The sequence below is a fragment of the Allorhizobium borbori genome, from assembly GCF_014196535.1.
GTDB classification, from domain to species: domain Bacteria; phylum Pseudomonadota; class Alphaproteobacteria; order Rhizobiales; family Rhizobiaceae; genus Ectorhizobium; species Ectorhizobium borbori.
In genome coordinates this window covers 17,279-32,109 of sequence record NZ_JACIDU010000004.1, presented here as the reverse complement: position 1 = coordinate 32,109, position 14,831 = coordinate 17,279, and the positions used below count along the sequence as shown (strand labels likewise).

At 63.2% G+C, this 14,831-nt stretch carries 16 protein-coding genes; 9 read left to right on the top strand and 7 right to left on the bottom strand.

The genetic code is table 11. The features are described from left to right. Window positions 1-53 precede the first annotated feature (53 nt). The 6 genes from GGQ66_RS05885 to GGQ66_RS05860 are packed head-to-tail and all read left to right on the top strand — an operon-like array spanning window position 54 to window position 4,013. On the top strand, window positions 54-311 hold the full coding sequence (locus GGQ66_RS05885) for a hypothetical protein (protein ID WP_183790958.1): 258 nt from the start codon (window positions 54-56) through the stop codon (window positions 309-311). Window positions 312-327: 16 nt separating this feature from the next. Then, window positions 328-1,041, top strand: coding sequence for a hypothetical protein (locus GGQ66_RS05880; protein WP_183790428.1), 714 nt, complete (start codon window positions 328-330; stop codon window positions 1,039-1,041). 36 nt (window positions 1,042-1,077) lie between these two features. Further along, window positions 1,078-1,914, top strand: a complete 837-nt coding sequence (gene ygfZ, locus GGQ66_RS05875; RefSeq protein ID WP_183790426.1) for a CAF17-like 4Fe-4S cluster assembly/insertion protein YgfZ — start codon at window positions 1,078-1,080, stop codon at window positions 1,912-1,914. Between the two features lie 2 nt (window positions 1,915-1,916). After that, window positions 1,917-2,525, top strand: coding sequence for an HD domain-containing protein (locus GGQ66_RS05870; protein WP_183790424.1), 609 nt, complete (start codon window positions 1,917-1,919; stop codon window positions 2,523-2,525). Beyond that, complete coding sequence (locus tag GGQ66_RS05865; protein ID WP_183790422.1) at window positions 2,522-3,058, top strand: tyrosine phosphatase family protein; 537 nt, start codon at window positions 2,522-2,524, stop codon at window positions 3,056-3,058. Before GGQ66_RS05870 ends, GGQ66_RS05865 begins: the two co-directional genes overlap by 4 nt. After that, on the top strand, window positions 3,051-4,013 hold the full coding sequence (locus GGQ66_RS05860) for an NUDIX hydrolase (protein WP_183790420.1): 963 nt from the start codon (window positions 3,051-3,053) through the stop codon (window positions 4,011-4,013). Before GGQ66_RS05865 ends, GGQ66_RS05860 begins: the two co-directional genes overlap by 8 nt. A gap of 109 nt (window positions 4,014-4,122) precedes the next feature. Here the strand turns inward: GGQ66_RS05860 and GGQ66_RS05855 are convergent, their stop codons facing one another. From GGQ66_RS05855 to nadA, 7 genes are all read right to left on the bottom strand, one after another. Then, window positions 4,123-4,740: an EF-hand domain-containing protein gene (locus GGQ66_RS05855; protein ID WP_183790418.1), complete on the bottom strand. Its 618-nt coding sequence runs from the start codon at window positions 4,738-4,740 to the stop codon at window positions 4,123-4,125. A gap of 320 nt (window positions 4,741-5,060) precedes the next feature. Further along, complete coding sequence (locus tag GGQ66_RS05850; protein WP_183790416.1) at window positions 5,061-5,927, bottom strand: ABC transporter permease; 867 nt, start codon at window positions 5,925-5,927, stop codon at window positions 5,061-5,063. Continuing rightward, window positions 5,924-6,712, bottom strand: a complete 789-nt coding sequence (locus tag GGQ66_RS05845) for an ABC transporter ATP-binding protein (RefSeq protein ID WP_370686299.1) — start codon at window positions 6,710-6,712, stop codon at window positions 5,924-5,926. The genes GGQ66_RS05850 and GGQ66_RS05845 overlap by 4 nt, the downstream gene beginning before the upstream one ends. A 92-nt stretch (window positions 6,713-6,804) precedes the next feature. Beyond that, on the bottom strand, window positions 6,805-7,845 hold the full coding sequence (locus tag GGQ66_RS05840) for an ABC transporter substrate-binding protein (RefSeq protein WP_183790414.1): 1,041 nt from the start codon (window positions 7,843-7,845) through the stop codon (window positions 6,805-6,807). Between the two features lie 164 nt (window positions 7,846-8,009). After that, complete coding sequence (nadC, locus tag GGQ66_RS05835; protein WP_183790412.1) at window positions 8,010-8,918, bottom strand: carboxylating nicotinate-nucleotide diphosphorylase; 909 nt, start codon at window positions 8,916-8,918, stop codon at window positions 8,010-8,012. A 196-nt stretch (window positions 8,919-9,114) separates the two neighbouring features. Next, window positions 9,115-10,710, bottom strand: a complete 1,596-nt coding sequence (locus GGQ66_RS05830) for an L-aspartate oxidase (RefSeq protein ID WP_183790410.1) — start codon at window positions 10,708-10,710, stop codon at window positions 9,115-9,117. Window positions 10,711-10,751: 41 nt separating this feature from the next. After that, on the bottom strand, window positions 10,752-11,825 hold the full coding sequence (nadA, locus tag GGQ66_RS05825) for a quinolinate synthase NadA (RefSeq protein ID WP_183790408.1): 1,074 nt from the start codon (window positions 11,823-11,825) through the stop codon (window positions 10,752-10,754). 203 nt (window positions 11,826-12,028) lie between these two features. Here nadA and GGQ66_RS05820 point away from each other — a divergent pair, with 203 nt between their 5' ends. The 3 genes from GGQ66_RS05820 (at window position 12,029) to GGQ66_RS05810 (ending at window position 14,765) form a co-directional block, all read left to right on the top strand. Continuing rightward, a complete protein-coding gene (locus tag GGQ66_RS05820; RefSeq protein ID WP_183790405.1) occupies window positions 12,029-12,682 on the top strand; it encodes an HD domain-containing protein in 654 nt (217 codons plus the stop codon). A 19-nt stretch (window positions 12,683-12,701) separates the two neighbouring features. Continuing rightward, complete coding sequence (locus GGQ66_RS05815) at window positions 12,702-13,547, top strand: MOSC domain-containing protein (protein WP_183790403.1); 846 nt, start codon at window positions 12,702-12,704, stop codon at window positions 13,545-13,547. A gap of 87 nt (window positions 13,548-13,634) precedes the next feature. Next, on the top strand, window positions 13,635-14,765 hold the full coding sequence (locus GGQ66_RS05810) for an MFS transporter (RefSeq protein WP_183790401.1): 1,131 nt from the start codon (window positions 13,635-13,637) through the stop codon (window positions 14,763-14,765). Window positions 14,766-14,831: the final 66 nt, after the last annotated feature.

Below are 14,831 nucleotides of genomic sequence, written 5' to 3'. Positions count from 1 at the left end.
TAATCTTGTTAACGGATGGGTAAGAGATGAGTGGATTACCTGAGGGCCGAGTAATGGAAGCACGCCGCAACGACATTGACGACATGATTGTTCATGAGAAGATGCAGGCTGCGCTGGAGTACCAGAACGAGGCTTGGGCTGATGGCATGGCAGATGGAATCGAACCGGAAATCATTGCCGACGCAGCCTTTGCGCTCGCGATGCGCGAAAGCATCCGCATTCATGGCGAGGAAGGCGTGGAAGCCATCCTTGAAAGCCTGCGCGAACGCATGCTGGCGGGAGAATTCTCGCCACAACGCATCATCCAGTAAAGTCCGGAATATCCTTATGCCGAATGTGCCTGCATCTGCCCTGCGGGGCCGTCTGAGGGCCGCGCTTTTTGCCACCGGCGCTCTTGTTCTGGCCACCAGCCCGGCGCTGGCGCTTTCCGAGTTGAAGACGATAGGCGGTGATCCGGTGACGCCGGGTCAGGCTGCCGGCAACCCGCCAGGTCTTGACCTGAACGGCTCGACCACATTGCCCGGCAAGGGCAATACCACCAGCGGCGACGCCAAGAAGGACGAGCCGCCGGCCACCATCGAATATTCCCACGACGTTTCCAAGCTTCCCGAGCCGGTTCGCAAAATGCGCGAGCAGATCATCGAGGCTGCCGTTTCGGGCGATCCCGAGCGACTGCGCGCCCTGATCGGCACGGGTGAGAAGCGCACCCAGATCCCTGCGGCGGAAGCCGGTGATGATCCGATCGAGGCGCTGAAATCAATTTCCGGCGACGCCGATGGACTTGAAATCCTTGCCATCCTCCTCGACCTGATTACGGCAGGCTATGCCCACGTCAATCCGGGCGAACCCGACGAGGTCTTTGTCTGGCCGTATTTCGCGGAGAAAAACATCCAGTCCCTGAGCGCGCCTGAAAAGGTGGAGCTGCTGCGTATCGTTACGGCGGGCGACCTGATGGGCATGCAGGATTATGGAAGCTATAATTTCTTCCAGATCGGCCTGACGCCCGATGGACGCTGGAAATTCCTGACCGCAGGCGACTGACCGCCGGTCTCAGCCGAAGCATTGAGGATGACCGACATGCCCGCAGCCTTTCTCGGCAACCGCCGACTGATTCGCGTTTCCGGCAAGGACAGCGCCGATTTTCTGCAGGGCCTGATTACCACCGATGTCGCCACGCTAACCGACACGGCGCGCCCCGCCGCACTGCTCACGCCACAGGGCAAGATTCTTTTCGATTTCCTGATCTGGCGGGATGGCGACAGTTTCCTCATCGATATCGACGACGCCAACGTCGAAGCCTTCGTCAAACGGCTCAGCCTCTACAAGCTGCGCGCCGCCGTGACGATCGAAGCCCTGCCCACAGAAGGCGTCACCGTGTTCTGGGATGAAGGCGACGTTGACGGCGCAGTCGTTGACGGACGGTTCCTGACCGCCGGCGTGCGCGTGCTGCGCAAGCCCGGCCACCATGGCGACGGACCCGAAAGCGCCTATCGCGCCCAGCGCATTGCCCACGGCATCGTCATGTCCGGTTTCGATTACGCCCTGCAGGACGCCTTCCCGCATGACGTGTTGATGGACGTGAACGAGGGTGTCGGCTTCCGCAAGGGCTGCTTCATCGGACAGGAAGTGGTGTCGCGCATGAAGCATCGCGGCACGGCGCGCAAGCGGCCCGTTATCGTTTCCGCCGCGGCGCCCCTGCCCCCCACGGGGACGGAACTGACCGCCGGCGGCAAGCCCATCGGCACGCTCGGCACCGTTATCGGCCCACAGGCGCTTGCCATCGTACGCATCGACCGGGTCGGCGAAGCCATGGCCTCCGGCGCGCTCATTCTGGCCGGTGATGTGCCCGTGACGCTTTCACTCCCCGCCTGGAGCGGCCTGACCTTTCCCGACAGCGCCAACGCCGAGAGTTGACGATGGCCGATAAGGTGGTGCGTGCGTGGCAACGGATGATTTCCGGCAGGCGGCTTGACCTGCTCGACCCCTCGCCGCTCGATGTAGAAATCTCCGATATTGCCCATGGCCTTGCCCGCGTATCCCGCTGGAATGGCCAGACCTTCGGCGATCATCCCTTTTCCGTGGCGCAGCACAGTCTGATCGTCGAGGACATTTTCCGCCGGCTGGGCAAGGCCACACCGCTGGAATGCCAGATGGCGCTGCTGCACGATGCGCCGGAATACGTGATCGGCGACATGATCTCCCCCTTCAAGGCCGTGGTCGGCGGCGGCTACAAGGTCGTGGAAAAGCGGCTGGAGGCAGCGATCCATCTGCGTTTCGGCCTACCGGCCCATCCCGACCGGGCGTTGAAGGACCGAATCAAGAAAGCCGATACCGTCTCCGCCTTCTTCGAGGCGACGGAACTCGCCGGCTTCACGGTGGAGGAAGCACGCCGGCTTTTCGGCGTGCCGCGCGGCTTTACCCGCGAGACATTGCCGATGGCGCCCCTGCCGCCGAAGGAGGCGCAGCGACTTTTTCTGGAACGTTTCCATGCGCTTGAAGCGGAACGTGCAGGAGTTGATTCATGAGCTTCATCGTCGTTTCGCCACTGACGCGCATTGCGGAAATGGCCGTCCGCCACCGTGCACGGGACATGGTGACGTTGCTTTCCGAAGGCCATGACTTTCATCGGCCAGGCGTGATCACGCCCGAGCGCCACCTCGTTCTGCGCATGCACGATATCGGCTGCTCCACGGCCGGCAACATGATTGGCCCCCAGGAGGCGCAGGTGGAAAAGCTGATCGGATTTGCCCGCGCGTGGAACGGGGAGACACCGCTGCTCATCCATTGCTGGATGGGAGTGTCGCGGTCGCCGGCGGCAGCGCTGATTGCCGCACTCGCCATTGCGCCCGAAACCGACGAGAAGGAACTGGCACTCAGGCTGCGCAAGGCCTCGCCGCACGCTTCGCCCAACCAGCGGATCGTTGCCCTGGGTGATGCCCTGCTTCAGCGCGGCGGGCGGCTGACCGCCGCCGTCAAGCTGATCGGCCGTGGCGTGGATGCCGATGGCGATGCGCCTTTCGTGCTGCCGCTGACCGCGAGCGGAGACGCGCATGGGTGATCGCCCGACCTCCGTCGAGATCGGCCTCAATGCGGCGATTGTCGCCGTGTCGGATCACACACCGCGCATTCTCGTCGTGCGCGAAACGCCGGACGAGCCGGAGGGCCTGCCCTACGGCCCCTTCGACCCCACGGTTCATCGCACCATGGAGATGTCGCTACGTGACACCGTCGAGCGACAGGCGGCGCTCGGCCTCGGCTATATCGAGCAACTCTACACCTTCGGCGACCGGGGACGGCAGCGCGTTCCCGGTGAAAAGGGGCCGCATCTCGTTTCCGTCGGCTATCTGGCGCTGACCCGCACCGACCGCGATGGCGCGGCCCGGCTGGAAGCGAGCGGCGCGCACTGGCGCGACTGGTATGGATTTCTGCCTTGGGAAGACTGGCGCGGCGGGCGGCCGGTGCTGATCGACCGCGTGTTGCTGCCTGCGCTTCAGCACTGGGTGGCACATGCTCCTGCCGGTGAGGTTTCCGCGCGGCGCCTGCGGCTCAAGCTCGCCTTTGGCGAAGCGGACCTGCCCTTTGACGAGGAGCGGGCGCTGGAGCGCTACGAGCTGCTCTACGAGGCCGGGCTGGTCGAGGAAGCGGTGGCGGACGGGCGTGTCGAGACAACCGGCCTTGCGGCTCCGCTCGGCGTCGCCATGCGCTTCGATCACCGCCGGATCGCCGCCACCGCGCTGGCGAGGCTGCGCGCCAAGATCAAATATCGTCCGGTGATCTTCGAGTTGATGCCGCCGGATTTCACCCTCACCGAGTTGCAGGCAACCGTGGAAGCCATTTCCGGCCGTCACCTGCACAAGCAGAATTTCCGCCGACTGGTGGAAGGCGCCGAGCTGGTGGAGCCGACCGGCGAAGCGACAGCGGCAACCGGCGGGCGGCCCGCTGCCCTCTTCCGTTTCCGCCGCCAGATTTTGGAGGAGCGCTCCGCCCCGGGCCTGAAGTTCGGCGCGCGCTAAATCCCGAACGGAAAGCGCCGCCCCCGGAGGGAGCGGCGCGGGCTGACGCCTGTGCGGCAAGGACTTCACCATCCGGGCCGGAGCGTGATGAGCACCGGATGGATCGGCTTCAGGCCGTCAGCAGAACCGTCTGTTCTTCCCCGGTATCTTCGAGGTTTTCAAGATAGTTGGCGATGACGCTCTTCAACTGTTCGAGAAGATCCGTCAGGCTCGTTTCACTGTCATCGCCGGTGGCGGTTTCACGACCGGGTGGCGGGGGTGGCGGCCCCTCCGGGCGCATGGCGGCAAGCTCTTGCGTGCTCACCGAACCATCACCATCGGCATCCAGCTTGGTAAAGAGCGAAGCGGATTGGTCGTCGCTCACCTCTTCGGGTTTGCCGGCAGAGAATTCGGCTTCCGTCAGCATCCCGTCGCCATCGGCATCGAGGCTGGTGAAGAAGTCACCCTTATCACCGGGCTGCGGCTGGCTCTCGCCGCTCGTCATCTGCATCAGGATGGAATTGATGAGCGTAGACAGCTTGTCGAGGGCGGAGGTGCCGGCAACCTCGCCGGTCGACAGGACCGATGAGCTGGAGGACGTCGATGCGGTGGACGCCGAACTGCTGCCGGAAGAGGTCTGGCCGGAGGCCAGTTCATCGGCGGAAACGACACCATCGCCGTTCTTGTCGAGGCTGGACTTGTAGCTTGTGCTGTAACTGTATCCGGAAAGCGATGTGACGCTAGTCATACAGGGCTCCCTGTTTTCAAGGTGTTTTGGGAAACGCAGTACGCTGGCGAAAACACATCCAGAGGGGCGGAAAGCAGATCGGCCCGGACCGGAACCGACATCTCGCTCAATCGAACGTCGGGCCGCTCTGACCGCGGCAGGAACACGCTAGGCCACCTTCCTGCCTCCGTCAAAGAGCAGGAATCATGGGTGATATTTACGTGTGAAATTTTCCCACGAATCAGATTTAAGTGTTCGTTTACGTTTTCCGCGAAAGCCAGCCCACGAAAAAGGCGACGTCCCGAAGGACGCCGCCCTGCTTTCATCGCGATGCGGGAAGCTTACTGCCCCATGGTGGAGCGATGCGCCCAGCCCGTCATGCGGCGTTCGAGCCAGGCCATGAGCGCATACATGGCGATGCCTTCGATGGCGAGCATGAGAAGGCCGGCGAAGACCAGCGGCACGTTGAACTGGCTCTGGGCCGAACTCATCATGTTGCCGAGACCATAATTCGAGGCGACCGTTTCCGACACCACGGAGCCGACGAAGGCGAGCGTGATAGCGATCTTCAGCGAGCCGAAGAAATAGGGCATGGAGCGCGGAATGCCGACCTTCAGCATGATGTCCATCTTCTTCGCACCCAGCGCCCGCAGCACGTCCTCGGTTTCAGGCTCGATGGTGGCGAGACCTGTCGCGACGTTCACGACAATGGGGAAGAAGGAGATGAGGAAGGCCGTCAGAACCGCCGGAATGGTGCCGATGCCGAACCAGATGACGAGGATCGGAACCAGCGCCACCTTCGGAATGGCGTTGAAGCCGATCATCAGCGGATAAAGCCCCGCATAGATCGTCTTCGACCAGCCGATGAACAGGCCCAGCAGCAGGCCGGCAATGACAGCGATGATGAAGCCGAAAGTGGTGGTGTAGAGCGTCTGGAGCGAGTTCTTCCAGATCGGTGACCAGTATTCGCCAATTGCCTGAAACACCTTCATCGGCGACGGCAGGATGGTTTCCGGCATGTCGAGCGCCAGAACGAACAGTTCCCAGAAGGCGAAGAGCGCCAGCGTGTACAGCACGGGTGCCGCCCGCACCCAGTCGATGCGCTCGAGCAGCGGGCGCTTGCCTGCCAGTGCCTCGGCAATGCGGCGGTCGTTTTCCTCGACACGGGCGAGGATTTCGGGATCGACGGGTTCGACGAAGACGGTCATGCGGCAACCCTCGCATTGGCGATTTCGGCGTGCAGTTTGTGCACCATGTCGTTGAAGGCCGTTTCATAGGTGAGGTTGATGTCCCGCGGACGCGCGAACGGCACCTGATGTTCCGCCAGAACCCGGCCCGGACGCGAGGACATGACGAAAATCTTGTCGGCCAGGAACACGGCTTCGCGCAGATCGTGGGTGACGAGGATGATCGTCACCCCCTGTGCAGCGTGCAGGTCGCGGATGACGCACCACAGTTCCTCGCGGGTGAAGGCATCAAGCGCGCCGAAGGGCTCGTCCAGCATCAGGAGTTCCGGCTCGTGGATCAGCGCGCGGCAAAGATTGGCGCGCTGCTGCATGCCACCGGAAAGCTGCCACGGGAATTTCGATCCGAAGCCCTTGAGACCGACGATCTCAAGCAACCGCTCGGCCTTTTCGATATACTCCTTCTTGTGGGTGCGCAGGCGCTTGCGGTGCTTCTCCACGATTTCGAGCGGCAGGAGGATGTTTTCGAGCGTCGTGCGCCACGGCAGCATGGTCGGGTTCTGGAATGCCATTCCGACGATGGAAACGGGTTCCGTGACCTGCTTCTCTGCAACGATGACATTGCCCTTCTGGGGAATGTGCAGGCCGGTGACCAGCTTCATCAGCGTGGACTTGCCGCAGCCCGACGGGCCGACGACGGCGGCGAACTCGCCCTTCGCCACGGTCAGGTTCAGGCCGGAAACGGCCAGCGTGCCCGCCGCGCCGCCATAGCGCATATCGACATTTTCAATGGAAACCAGGTTTGCCACAGGCAATTCTCCCTGAAACAGCGGCCGCATCATGCGGACTTCGCTCTTTGAGAAAAGCCCCGGCCAGGGCCGGGGCTCGTTCAGTCGAGGGATCAGGGAAGCATCCGCTCCGCCTTGGGCGGCAGGTAGCTCGCATCAAAGACGCGGTCCGCCGTGACATTGCCCTTGAGACCCATGGAAATCTTCAGGGTTTCCAGCGAAGCGGCGAGACGCGCCGGGTCGACGCCGCCGAAGCCGTTCTCAACGACGTAAGGCGTCTTGATGTTCTGGGCGATGGCCATCTTCAGCCGCTCTTCCTCGACACCAGCGTTCAGCGTTTCGTTGCGCTTGAGAACGGCCTCGGCACCGGCCTTCGGGTCGGCGACAGCATCGGCGAAGCCCTTGGCGAGCGCCTTGAGGAAGCCCTTGACGGCTTCCGGGTTCTTTTCGGCGAAGTCCGTGTTCACCAGAACCGAGTTGCCATAGAGGTTCAGGCCATGCTCGGCCATCAGGATGGTCGAGATATCCTCATCCTTGATGCCCTGCTTCTTGAGGTTCAAGACGACCGAAAAGGAGAAGCCGAACACGGCATCCACATCGCCCTTGGCCAGCATCGGCTCGCGCACCGGGAAGCCGATGGATTCGATGGTGATCTTGCTGTCATCGATACCGGCAACCTGCTTGAAGGCCTTCCACTGGGCGAAGGCGCCATCCGGCGGCGGCGCGCCGAGCTTCTTGCCTTCCAACGACTTCGGATCAGTGGTGATGCCAAGCGACTTGCGACCGACGACGGCGAAGGTCGGGCGCTCATAGACCATCATCACGGCCTTGACCTTCTGGCTCGGGTCCTTGTCGAGGAACTGGATCACCGAGTTGATATCACCGAAGCCGAGTTGATAGGCCCCGGTGGCGACGCGCGGAATGGCCTCAACCGAGCCGTTGCCGCTGTCGATGGTGACGTCGAGCCCCTCGGCCTTGAAGTACCCCTTGTCGAGCGCCAGCAGGAAACCGGCAGCCGGACCTTCGAACTTCCAGTCAAGCGTGAACTTGATCGCCGTTTCGGCGTGCGCCGGGGCGGCCGCGGTGAAAAGGCCACCGGCAAGCCCCATGGCCGCCGCCGCAACCATCCCCGTGAAGGTTCTGCGCTTCAACATTGTCTGAAATCCCCCTGTCGGATTGTTTGATCTGATGAGGACCATTCAAGACAGGTTGGACCGTACACGCAAGACAAAATTGCATATAAACTAGTCATTTATTCGTTATGGCTATTTTATAAGCTAATATTCCACATTTTACGCATACGCAGCCAAAAATTGCATCACCGCGTAACGACATCCAGACCGACATCAAGCGTCGGCGCGGCCATGGTTATCTTCGAGGTCGAGATGTAGTCGATTCCGCTTTCGGCGATTGCCTTGATTGTCGTCAAATCCACATTGCCGGAGGCTTCCAGCTTCACCCGGTTCGGTGCATTCCGATAGGCTTCCGGCGAGAGGCCGGCGGCAAGGCGGTTGATCTCGACGGCCTCGCGCAGGCGCTCCGGCCCCATATTGTCGAGCAGGATCACGTCCGGGGAAGCCGTCAGCGCCTCGCGCATCTGGTCGAGACCGTCGACCTCCACCTCAATCTTGACAAGGTGGCCGCAATAGGCGCGCGCCGCACGAACCGCACTGGCCACGCCGCCCGAAACGGCAATGTGGTTGTCCTTGATGAGCACGGCATCATCCAGCCCGTAGCGGTGGTTCGACGCACCGCCGAGACGCACGGCGTATTTCGCCAGCGCACGCAGGCCGGGCAGCGTCTTGCGCGTGCAGGTGACTTTCGCGGGTGTATGGGCAATCTCCGCAGCGTAGCGCGCCGTCAGCGTGGCAATGCCGGAAAGGTGCATGAGGAAGTTCAGCGCCACCCGCTCGGCCGAAAGCACCGAACGCGCCGGGCCGTTCACCGTAATCAGCGCGTCGCCCGGCTTTACCCGATCGCCATCCTCCATATGCGCGTCAAAAACCACGGCGGGATCGACCAGCCGGAAGGCGGTGCGGGCAAGCTCCATGCCGGCGACGATGCCCTCCTGCCGCGTATTGACCCGCGCCTCGGCCATCAGCGACGGGGCGATGGTGGCATAGGTGGTAATGTCGCCGGCGCGGCCCAGATCCTCCTGAAGGGCGGCACGCACCTGATCCTCCACCATGATGGCGAGCAGCGTCGGGCGAAGCGGTGTGACGGTCATGGTGCATTCCTCTTCTGATCACGTTTGGGCAGGCTTCCTCCGGCCTGCCGCCACCCCGAAACGGGGCATTCGAACATGGCAGGACTTTGCCGTTTCGTCCCCTCTCCCTCGGGCAGAAGGGACGAAGCCGAATTCGCTCAAATTCCCGGGCGCTTGCTTTGTCACAAAGGCGGAGAAAACCCTGTGGCACGCCCCCTCACAACGCCGCGATTTCCGCCGCCCGTTTTTCCGCCTGCGAAAGTGTCAGGAACGTGCGGCGGCGCAGAACCTCCTGCGGCTCGGGGTGGTCGGAGCGGAAATGACCGCCCCGGCTTTCCAGCCGGTCATGGGCCGCCACGGCAATGAGCTTGGCGGCGGCGACGATGTTCATGAAGCGCAGGCGCGGATTTTCATGCTCCAGCCGGCGGATTTCGCGCAGCGCGTGCGTGAGGCTTGCGGCATCGCGGATCACACCGACATCGTTGCTCATGACCTTGCGAAGCTGCTTCAGCTCGTGGCTGTCTTCCAGCGTCACCAGTTCGTCGTTCTCGTCGGCATTCTTCGGCCAGGCGCGAAGACCGTTCTGCGGAATGAGCCCCTTGATGCTTTCGGCGATGCGGGCGGCAAAGACCACGGCTTCCAGCAATGAGTTGGAGGCAAGGCGATTGGCGCCGTGCAGGCCGGTCGAGGCGACTTCGCCTGCCGCCCAAAGACCATCGAGCGAAGTGCGGCCATCCGCATCCACCATCAGCCCGCCCATGTGATAGTGCACAGCCGGAACCACGGGAATCGGCTGCGTGACCGGATCAATGCCAGCCGCCATGCAGGAGGCATAGACCGTGGGGAAGGCCTCGGGGAAGTGCTTGCCCACCGCCTTGCGGCAATCGAGAAACGCACCGCGCCCGGCCTTGACCTCGGCGAAGACACCGCGGGCAACAATGTCGCGCGGCGCCAGTTCCGCATCCGCGTGGATCGCCGTCATGAACCGTTCGCCGGCGTTGTTAATCAGCGTCGCGCCATCGCCGCGCAGCGCCTCGGTGGCAAGCGGCGCGGGATCGCGGCCGATATCGATGGCGGTCGGATGGAACTGCACGAATTCAGGATCGGCAATGACCGCGCCGGCGCGGGCCGCCATGCCGAGTCCCTGCCCCTTGGCTTCCGCCGGATTGGTGGTGACGGCATAGAGATGACCGACGCCGCCGGAACAAAGCACGACGGAGCGGGCGGGAAACACGATGCGCGCCTTGGACTGGCCGGCATCGGGTCTTGCGATGACGCCCGTCACCACCTTGCCCTCGCGCACCAGGTCTTCCACGACATAGCCTTCCATCACGCGGATGGTCGGCGTGTTACGCACGGCGGCAATCAGCGCTTCCATGATGGCGCGGCCGGCCATGTCACCCTTGACACGCACGATGCGGCGTTCGGAATGGGCCGCCTCCCGCGACAGCACGAGATGACCTTCCAGATCGCGGTCGAAAGGCACGCCATAGGCCAGAAGATCACGGATGCGATCCGGCCCTTCCGAAATCGTCAGCATGGCGATCTTCGGATCGACAATGCCGGCACCGGCGGCCAGCGTATCGGCCAGATGCTTGCCGAAGGTGTCGCCCTCGCTCATGGCGGCGGCAATGCCGCCCTGTGCCCAGGCGGACGAGGCCCCCTGCCCGATGGGTGCCGCCGCCAGCACGGTGACCGGCATCGGGCTAAGCCGCAAGGCGCAGAAAAGCCCGGCAAGCCCGCCACCGACGATCACGACATCATCGATGCCGCCAAGGCTTTGCGGGGTCGCCACTCTGTTTGAAATTGCCATGCCATCCTCCTCGAACGCGCGGGTCTTTTCACTCGATTTCGTCAGGCCTTGAGGTTGATCATGCGCTCAACGGCAAGCCGCGCGGGGCCTGCAATCGCGGGATCGACCTTCACCTCCTCCGTCATGAACAGCAGGCTGTCGAGGATCTTCGGCAGCGTGATGCGCTTCATGTGCGGACAGAGATTGCACGGTTTGACGAAATCGACGCCCTCCACCTCCGACTGGATGTTGGAAGCCATGGAGCATTCCGTGACGAGCAGCACACGCGCCGGCTTCTTCGTCTTGACGTAGTTGATCATGCCCGCCGTCGAGCCGGAATAGTCGGAAACGTCGAGCACGCTCGGATGGCATTCGGGGTGCGCGACAATCTCGATGGTCGGATCGGCTTCGCGGTAGGCCAGAAGCTCATCCGCGGTAAAGCGCTCGTGCACTTCGCAATGGCCCGCCCAGGTAAGGATCTTCTTGTTGGTGCGGCGCGCGACATTCATCGCCAGATACTCGTCGGGAATGCACAGCACCGTATCGGAGTCCAGGCTTTCCACCACATCCACGGCATTGGCCGAGGTGCAGCAAATGTCCGTTTCCGCCTTCACATCGGCAGAGGTGTTGACATAGGTCACCACCGGAACGCCGGGATAGCGGCGCTTCAGTTCGCGCACATCCGCGCCCGTGATCGATTCCGACAGCGAGCAGCCGGCGCGGCTATCGGGAATGAGGATGGTCTTCTCCGGATTCAGCAGCTTCGAGGTTTCGGCCATGAAATGCACGCCGCACTGGATGATGATCTCGGCCTCGACCTTCGTGGCGTCACGGGCAAGCTGGAGCGAATCGCCCACGATGTCGGAGACGCAATGGAAGATATCCGGCGTCTGGTAGTTATGAGCGAGGATGACCGCATTGCGCTCCTTCTTCAGCCGGTTGATGGCGTGAACATAGGGGGCGTAGACCGGCCATTCGATTTCGGGAATGAAATGCTTCACCCGCTCGTAAAGCGGCGCCGTTTCCTTCGCCACCGCCGGCGTGAAGGCGAGATCGGGGCGAGGCAAAATGCCGAACCGCTCCGCTGCCGAAAGATCAACGCCCACTGCGGCGCGCACTGCCGAATGACCAGCCATTTCCGTCTCCCTCCAGGTCGCTCCCCGCGACCTCAACACTTATGCTCAATGTGAGTATAAGTGTACCCAAAGAAAACCGGCAGGGGCCGGTCGCATTGATTTAGAAAGTTTTGTGACGGTTTGCAAGGTGCATTCACGCGGATATTCGTTTGCCCTCCCTGGTCCACATCGCTAAACCCGGTCAGTGCAGGAAGGAAAGCCCAATGTCCCACGCCACTGACGCCGCCCGTTTCGCACCCCATGCAGACCTCGCGGAAGTCCTGCTGCCGCATCTCGACGGCACCACGGACGGCTCGCACGATCTTGCCCACATCGCCCGCGTCTTCCGCAATGCGCTGCGCATCCACGAACAGGAAGGCGGCAACGGGCTTATTCTGGCCGCCGCCGTTCTTCTGCATGATTGCGTGGCTGTGGAGAAGAATTCACCGCTAAGGGCCGAAGCCTCGCGCCTTGCCGCCGAGAAGGCCGCCGGCATTCTCGACCGGCTTGGCTGGCGGGGCGTGGATTGCGCCGGCGTCTACCACGCCATCCTCACCCACAGTTTTTCGGCGGGCCGTGAGCCGGAAACGCTGGAGGCGAAGATCCTTCAGGATGCCGACCGGCTGGATGCCATCGGCGCTGTGGGGGCGGCGCGCTGTTTCTATACCGCCGGGCGCATGGGCTCCTCCCTGTACGATGCCGCCGATCCGCTGGCGAAAGACCGCGCGCTCGATGACCGCGCCTTTGCCATAGACCATTTCCCCGCCAAGCTGTTCACGCTGGCCGAGGGGTTCAAAACGGCGACCGGACAGGCTATGGCGAAGGAAAGGCACGCACGGCTCGTGACGATCTACGAGCAGTTTCTCGACGAAATCTGACACAACAAGGGGCACGCCCATGCAGGTCTCAAACCTCTCGATCTATCCCTTGAAAAGCGGACGCGGCATTGCGCTTCCCGAAAGCCCGGTGGATGCCTTCGGTCTCGCCGGTGACCGTCGCTTCATGCTGGCCGATCCCTCCGGCCACTTCATCACACAGCGCGAGCTGCCGGCGCTGGCGCAGGTGGAAGCGCACGTTGCGGGCGGCGTACTGCATCTGGCGATGGGCGCTGCGCGGCATGAGGCTCCCCTCTCGGGTTTTGCCACCCGCAAGGATGTGGCGGTGTGGAAGAACATCGTCAGCGCCGCGCTGGCCGACGATGCCACCAATGCCGCGCTTTCCTCATGGCTCGGCCGCGACGCCATCCTCGTCTACTTCGATGGCGATGCCCGGCGCACGGCGAGCCGTGAATGGGCAGGCGAAGAAACGCCCGTGACCTTCGCCGACGGGTTTCAGATCCTGATCACGAACACCGCCTCGCTGGCGGCGCTCAACGCCGACATGGCAGCGCATGGCGAGGAACCCGTAGGCATGGACCGCTTCCGCCCCAACGTCGTCATCGATGGCGCGGAAGCCTTTGCCGAAGACCATTGGGCCGCCCTTGAAATCGGCGGTATGCGCTTCGATCTCGTCAAGCCCTGTGCCCGCTGCATCATGACCACACAGGACCAGCAGACCGGTTCGCGCGAAGGCGCAAGCCCGATGAAGGCCATGGGCCGCATCCGCATGTCCGCCGACCGGCGCGTTCCCGGCCCGTTGTTCGGCTGGAATGCCGTGCCGCGCGGCGAAGGCGTGCTGAAACTGGGCGATGCCGTGACCGTGCTGGAAACCCGGCCGGAGGGTTGGGCGTTCAAGCGCCGGTGAACCGGTGCGACAGCCTGACACTTCATCTTTTCATCCTGTATGGATAGGAAGGCACGCGGGATCGAAGGCGGAGAAGCGAAAGGGACCATGGGCGGCAAACCCCTTGCGGTGACAGCCGGAGCGCTGATGCTTTTTCTCGCCTTCGCGCCACGCGCGGCGATGCCCTATCTTCTGCCGCCCTATCTCATGGCCGTCGGTATCGAGCGGGAAAGCTTCGCGCTCATGCAGAATGTCCAGCTTCTCGTCTGGGGCGTCTCTGCCATCCTCGCCGGCCTGCTTGCCGATCGCGGCCATGCACGGCTTGTGGCTGCTCTTGCCGCCCTTCTTTATGCGAGCGGGCTGGTTCTGCTGGCCACCGCGTCGCATTCGTCCGCCGTCATTCTCGGCGGCGGCGTTCTCGCTGGCATCGGTCTCGGTGGCACGACTTTTCCGGTTGTCTTCGCGGCGCTTGCGGGCGGCCCCGTCCGCCGACGCCTGGCCATCGTCACCGCTGCCGCAGCACTTTCCGCGCTTTTCGTCACGCCTGCCGTGCAAGGCGTGCTGATCGAGGCCGGTGCGCGGGCAACATTGCTGACGCTTGCCGCCGGCGTAGCGCTCATCGCGCCGCTGGCGCTGCTTCTGCCGCCACCCTCCAGTCATCCGCCCGCGCCCGAAACGATCAAAGGGCGCAGCCTGATTCTGGCGATCCTCGTGGTCGGCGCGGCGGTTAGCGGCTTCCAGACCGGCCTTTTCTCCGCGACACTCGGTGTCACCCTGTCCGACCACGGGCTTGCCGTGGAGGTCATCGTCACAGCGCTGCTTCTGCTCAACCTGTTCAATGTGGCGGGTGCGGCGCTGACCGCAACCGGCGCGCCGCTCAGGCGGTTGAGCCTCGTCTTCCTGCTGCGCGCCATAGCCTTTGCCGCCCTGCTGTGGCTTCCGCTCACGCCCGTCGTCGTGCTTGGCGCGGCGTCCGCGGCCGGGCTTGTCTGGTTCGCAGCCCTGCCGCTTGCCATAGCGGCAATCAGCGGGCTCTACGGCACCCGCTCCATCGGCTTCATGACTGGCATCCTCGTCTGCGGCTGGCAGGCGGGCGCCTACGCCGCCGTTCTTTTCGCGGTGGATACCTATGGCTGGTGGGGGAATTACGACAGGGCCTTCGAGAGTGCGTTTGGCCTGGCGCTTGCCCTGGCGCTCGGTTACGCCGCCGCGCATCGTGGCACTCATCAAACGCGTTGACGGGTCGATCAGGAAAAATCGCTTTCCGGAATGGGTCTCCGCCGGTAATGCTTTTCTAAAATCGGA

Coding starts and splice junctions, on each gene's coding strand:
- nadC (WP_183790412.1), bottom strand. CDS start 8,918: ATGACCGTCACACCGCTTCGCCCGACGCTGCTCGCCATCATGGTGGAG.
- GGQ66_RS05830 (WP_183790410.1), bottom strand. CDS start 10,710: ATGGCAATTTCAAACAGAGTGGCGACCCCGCAAAGCCTTGGCGGCATC.
- GGQ66_RS05820 (WP_183790405.1), top strand. CDS start 12,029: ATGTCCCACGCCACTGACGCCGCCCGTTTCGCACCCCATGCAGACCTC.
- GGQ66_RS05860 (WP_183790420.1), top strand. CDS start 3,051: ATGGGTGATCGCCCGACCTCCGTCGAGATCGGCCTCAATGCGGCGATT.
- ygfZ (WP_183790426.1), top strand. CDS start 1,078: ATGCCCGCAGCCTTTCTCGGCAACCGCCGACTGATTCGCGTTTCCGGC.
- nadA (WP_183790408.1), bottom strand. CDS start 11,825: ATGGCTGGTCATTCGGCAGTGCGCGCCGCAGTGGGCGTTGATCTTTCG.
- GGQ66_RS05815 (WP_183790403.1), top strand. CDS start 12,702: ATGCAGGTCTCAAACCTCTCGATCTATCCCTTGAAAAGCGGACGCGGC.
- GGQ66_RS05870 (WP_183790424.1), top strand. CDS start 1,917: ATGGCCGATAAGGTGGTGCGTGCGTGGCAACGGATGATTTCCGGCAGG.
- GGQ66_RS05885 (WP_183790958.1), top strand. CDS start 54: ATGGAAGCACGCCGCAACGACATTGACGACATGATTGTTCATGAGAAG.
- GGQ66_RS05865 (WP_183790422.1), top strand. CDS start 2,522: ATGAGCTTCATCGTCGTTTCGCCACTGACGCGCATTGCGGAAATGGCC.
- GGQ66_RS05850 (WP_183790416.1), bottom strand. CDS start 5,927: ATGACCGTCTTCGTCGAACCCGTCGATCCCGAAATCCTCGCCCGTGTC.
- GGQ66_RS05855 (WP_183790418.1), bottom strand. CDS start 4,740: ATGACTAGCGTCACATCGCTTTCCGGATACAGTTACAGCACAAGCTAC.
- GGQ66_RS05810 (WP_183790401.1), top strand. CDS start 13,635: ATGGGCGGCAAACCCCTTGCGGTGACAGCCGGAGCGCTGATGCTTTTT.
- GGQ66_RS05840 (WP_183790414.1), bottom strand. CDS start 7,845: ATGTTGAAGCGCAGAACCTTCACGGGGATGGTTGCGGCGGCGGCCATG.
- GGQ66_RS05880 (WP_183790428.1), top strand. CDS start 328: ATGCCGAATGTGCCTGCATCTGCCCTGCGGGGCCGTCTGAGGGCCGCG.